The sequence below is a fragment of the Hyphomicrobium sp. genome (assembly GCF_041674905.1).
Classification (GTDB): domain Bacteria; phylum Pseudomonadota; class Alphaproteobacteria; order Rhizobiales; family Hyphomicrobiaceae; genus Hyphomicrobium_B.
Window position 1 is genome coordinate 1 of the sequence record NZ_JBAYUV010000080.1, and the last position, 2,568, is coordinate 2,568.

At 56.1% G+C, this 2,568-nt stretch carries 8 protein-coding genes; all 8 read left to right on the forward strand.

Translation table 11 applies throughout. From position 1 onward, the window contains the following. Window positions 1-12: 12 nt before the first annotated feature. The 8 genes from WC026_RS17410 (at window position 13) to WC026_RS17445 (ending at window position 2,471) form a co-directional block, all read left to right on the forward strand. Window positions 13-123, forward strand: a complete 111-nt coding sequence (locus WC026_RS17410; RefSeq protein ID WP_372712280.1) for an N-acetylmuramidase domain-containing protein — start codon at window positions 13-15, stop codon at window positions 121-123. Between the two features lie 192 nt (window positions 124-315). Further along, window positions 316-498, forward strand: coding sequence for a hypothetical protein (locus tag WC026_RS17415; protein WP_372712273.1), 183 nt, complete (start codon window positions 316-318; stop codon window positions 496-498). 7 nt (window positions 499-505) lie between these two features. After that, entirely contained in the window at window positions 506-715 is a 210-nt protein-coding gene (locus tag WC026_RS17420; protein ID WP_372712274.1) for a hypothetical protein, read from the forward strand. After that, window positions 712-984 carry a hypothetical protein gene (locus tag WC026_RS17425; RefSeq protein ID WP_372712275.1) on the forward strand — a complete coding sequence of 91 codons (273 nt, stop codon included), beginning with the start codon at window positions 712-714 and terminating at the stop codon, window positions 982-984. Before WC026_RS17420 ends, WC026_RS17425 begins: the two co-directional genes overlap by 4 nt. Then, window positions 981-1,196, forward strand: a complete 216-nt coding sequence (locus WC026_RS17430) for a hypothetical protein (RefSeq protein ID WP_372712276.1) — start codon at window positions 981-983, stop codon at window positions 1,194-1,196. The genes WC026_RS17425 and WC026_RS17430 overlap by 4 nt, the downstream gene beginning before the upstream one ends. A gap of 92 nt (window positions 1,197-1,288) precedes the next feature. Then, on the forward strand, window positions 1,289-1,519 hold the full coding sequence (locus WC026_RS17435; protein WP_372712277.1) for a hypothetical protein: 231 nt from the start codon (window positions 1,289-1,291) through the stop codon (window positions 1,517-1,519). A gap of 68 nt (window positions 1,520-1,587) precedes the next feature. Then, window positions 1,588-1,818, forward strand: coding sequence for a hypothetical protein (locus WC026_RS17440; RefSeq protein ID WP_372712278.1), 231 nt, complete (start codon window positions 1,588-1,590; stop codon window positions 1,816-1,818). Between the two features lie 311 nt (window positions 1,819-2,129). Continuing rightward, entirely contained in the window at window positions 2,130-2,471 is a 342-nt protein-coding gene (locus WC026_RS17445) for a hypothetical protein (RefSeq protein WP_372712279.1), read from the forward strand. Window positions 2,472-2,568 lie beyond the last annotated feature (97 nt).

Here is a 2,568-nt window from a genome sequence, read left to right on the forward strand (position 1 = left end):
CTCGCCGACGAACTGCGTAATCGTCAGTGGGCAGCATTCGCACGCCGCTACAACGGCCCAGGATATCGCAAGAACCGATATGACACGCTGTTAGCTAATGCCTATCGGCGGATGGCGGCATGATCCCTGAGCCTGAAACCCTAGCGCGGATGTTTGCCGCTGTTTGCATGCTCGGCGTCGGCGCGTCGGTCGTCGCCTTGGTCGGCTGGCTCATCAAATTGTAGGGGCGGCGATGTTCATCATTGAGATTTTGTGTGGCGCGCTCATGGCGCTCGCGATCTTCGCCTTCGTCGTTATCTTAACGGGAGGCCGGTAATGCGCAGACTATATATCTTCGCCGCGTCCATGCTGGCGGTTCTCATCGGCGCCGCGACGCTGTCGGGGTGCCAATCTGGCCAAGGCCAGCAATCGATCACCGGAGCGTCTATGAATTGGCGACACAACAATTCCGTTCCCGCGGGCATGGTTGGCGACATCATCAATAAGCGACGGCGGTAGACCGGAAATGATCCGCCTATATATCCTCGTTTTCATCTGCAATGTCGGCCAGCCGATCTGCGACCAGAACACGGCGCGCGTCTACCGGGCGTTTGTCGCGGAACCGGGAATGATCGTGTGCGGCCCTGCCGTGACCGCGCCGATGATCGAAAGCGCCATCGCGCCCGACAAGTCAGAATATATTCGTATTCGATGTGAACTGAGGGCGAGCGAATGACTCTTCTGCTTTTGTGGGCAATTCTCGGCATTCTCGGAATGCTCTTAACGACATGGGCTTACGCGCAGGAAAACGTGCAAGCGTCTGTCGCCGATCCCGAAAACGTAGAGCGCCGGACATTCACCGTCGGCCATATGGTCGTCGGCGTTGTGTTCGGCCCTTTGGCTTTTGTGTTGGGGCTGCTCTACGCCCTCTCAATGACGCCGATCATGGAATACGTAGAGCGCTTTCTGTCGACGAAGCTGTTCACATGGGAGAAACCGCAATGATCGAGACACTGATCCATATCGTATTCCTGCTCATCGTCATCGGCGTCTTGTGGTGGGCGGTTCAACGCATCATCGGCGTGCTGCAAATCGCAGAGCCATTCAACACGCTCATCTATGTCATCGCGGTTGTCGCCGCAGCGTTTGTTGCGCTTTACATCATCCAGATTTTGCTGGGCGTGGCTGGCGTGCATGTCGCTTGGCCGCGCCTCTGAACGACGTCAGGGAATCCTGACCAGTCCGGTCAGGAAATCATCCGGCGTCCTCCCCGACGCCGGTTTTGTCGCTAACTAAAGGAGAAATGAAAATGGCTGAAGTTGTGGAAGTTGAGGTCAAGAGCGCCTGGTATAGCAAGATCAATTGGGCGAATGTCGCCAACATCGCGTTCTTGGTGGCGGCGACGTTCGGACTCAATATCCCTGATGATACGAAGGTTCAGCTCATCGCAGGCGTCAGCGCCATTGTGAGCTTCATGACGATCATCATGAAAACTTTTTTTACGCCGACCGTCACGCCGGCCAGCGCTGCGAAAGTCTGATGTGCTAGCGAGCCCGCTTCGCGTTGGACGCGCGTCGCGGGCTCCAACCCATCCCCTCGGAGGACAGAATGAGCGGCTATATCCAGATCGCCATCGTTGTGGGAGCGGTCGTCGCTGGCGCCGCATTTTATGCCCTCATGCGATACCTATCCAATCAGCTTAAGGAAAGCGGGAAATCCGCTGAGCGCGCCGCCCAAGCGGAAGCGGACCTAGATATCGCCAAAAAGCAAGGCGAAGTGATGGTGCGCGACGAAAATCGTGAAGATACGGCGAAATCTCTCGACGATGGAACATTCTAGATTGGGCGCGGGCGACGGCGGCCAGGCGCAAGCAATATTCTGGATCGTTCTCTTTGTCTGCGCTTTTGTCGTGTTTGCAAGTGTCTGAAAGGAGGCAAAATGTTGAAGCTTTTTATACCAATCGCGGCGGCTCTCATGCTTGCCGCTTGCCAGACAACCGGATCAGGCTGTCCGCCGCTTGTTGGCTATTCTCCAGCGACAATGAAACAGGCCGCGAAAGAATTACGAGCGCTCCCGAAAGGCGCAGCGCTGGATCGGCTCGTAAGAGATTATCATAAGACACGTGATGCCTGCCGGATCGGCGCGCGCCGATGAGTATGGTTTCAGGCACTGAACTCAACTCGCGATTTGTCGCGCTGGCGCAAAGGGTAAAACAGGCGATGTCGGACATGGGCAGCAACAAACCGGAGGCAGTCTCGGCTGCGTTTACGCGCTGGATGGTTAGTATCCTGATTGCCGCTCTGCTTGGCTTGGCCGGCATTGTTTGGGCAAATATTACGGGACAAATAAGCGAACTCCGCGCCGACGGTCGCATCGCGCAGAAGGACACTTACGATCTGAAGCTTTCAATCCAAGACCTCAAAAACAGGGTTACGACGCTGGTCGAAACTCTCAATGAGAGATCGGCGTCGGAGAACCAAAGGAGGCGCTAAAATGCGCCGGATCACAATGATGATGATCGCCTTGCTGCTGGTAATGCCAGATCCGGCGGCTGCTCGCGTTTCCTGCTTGTTGCCTGGGATATTCTGC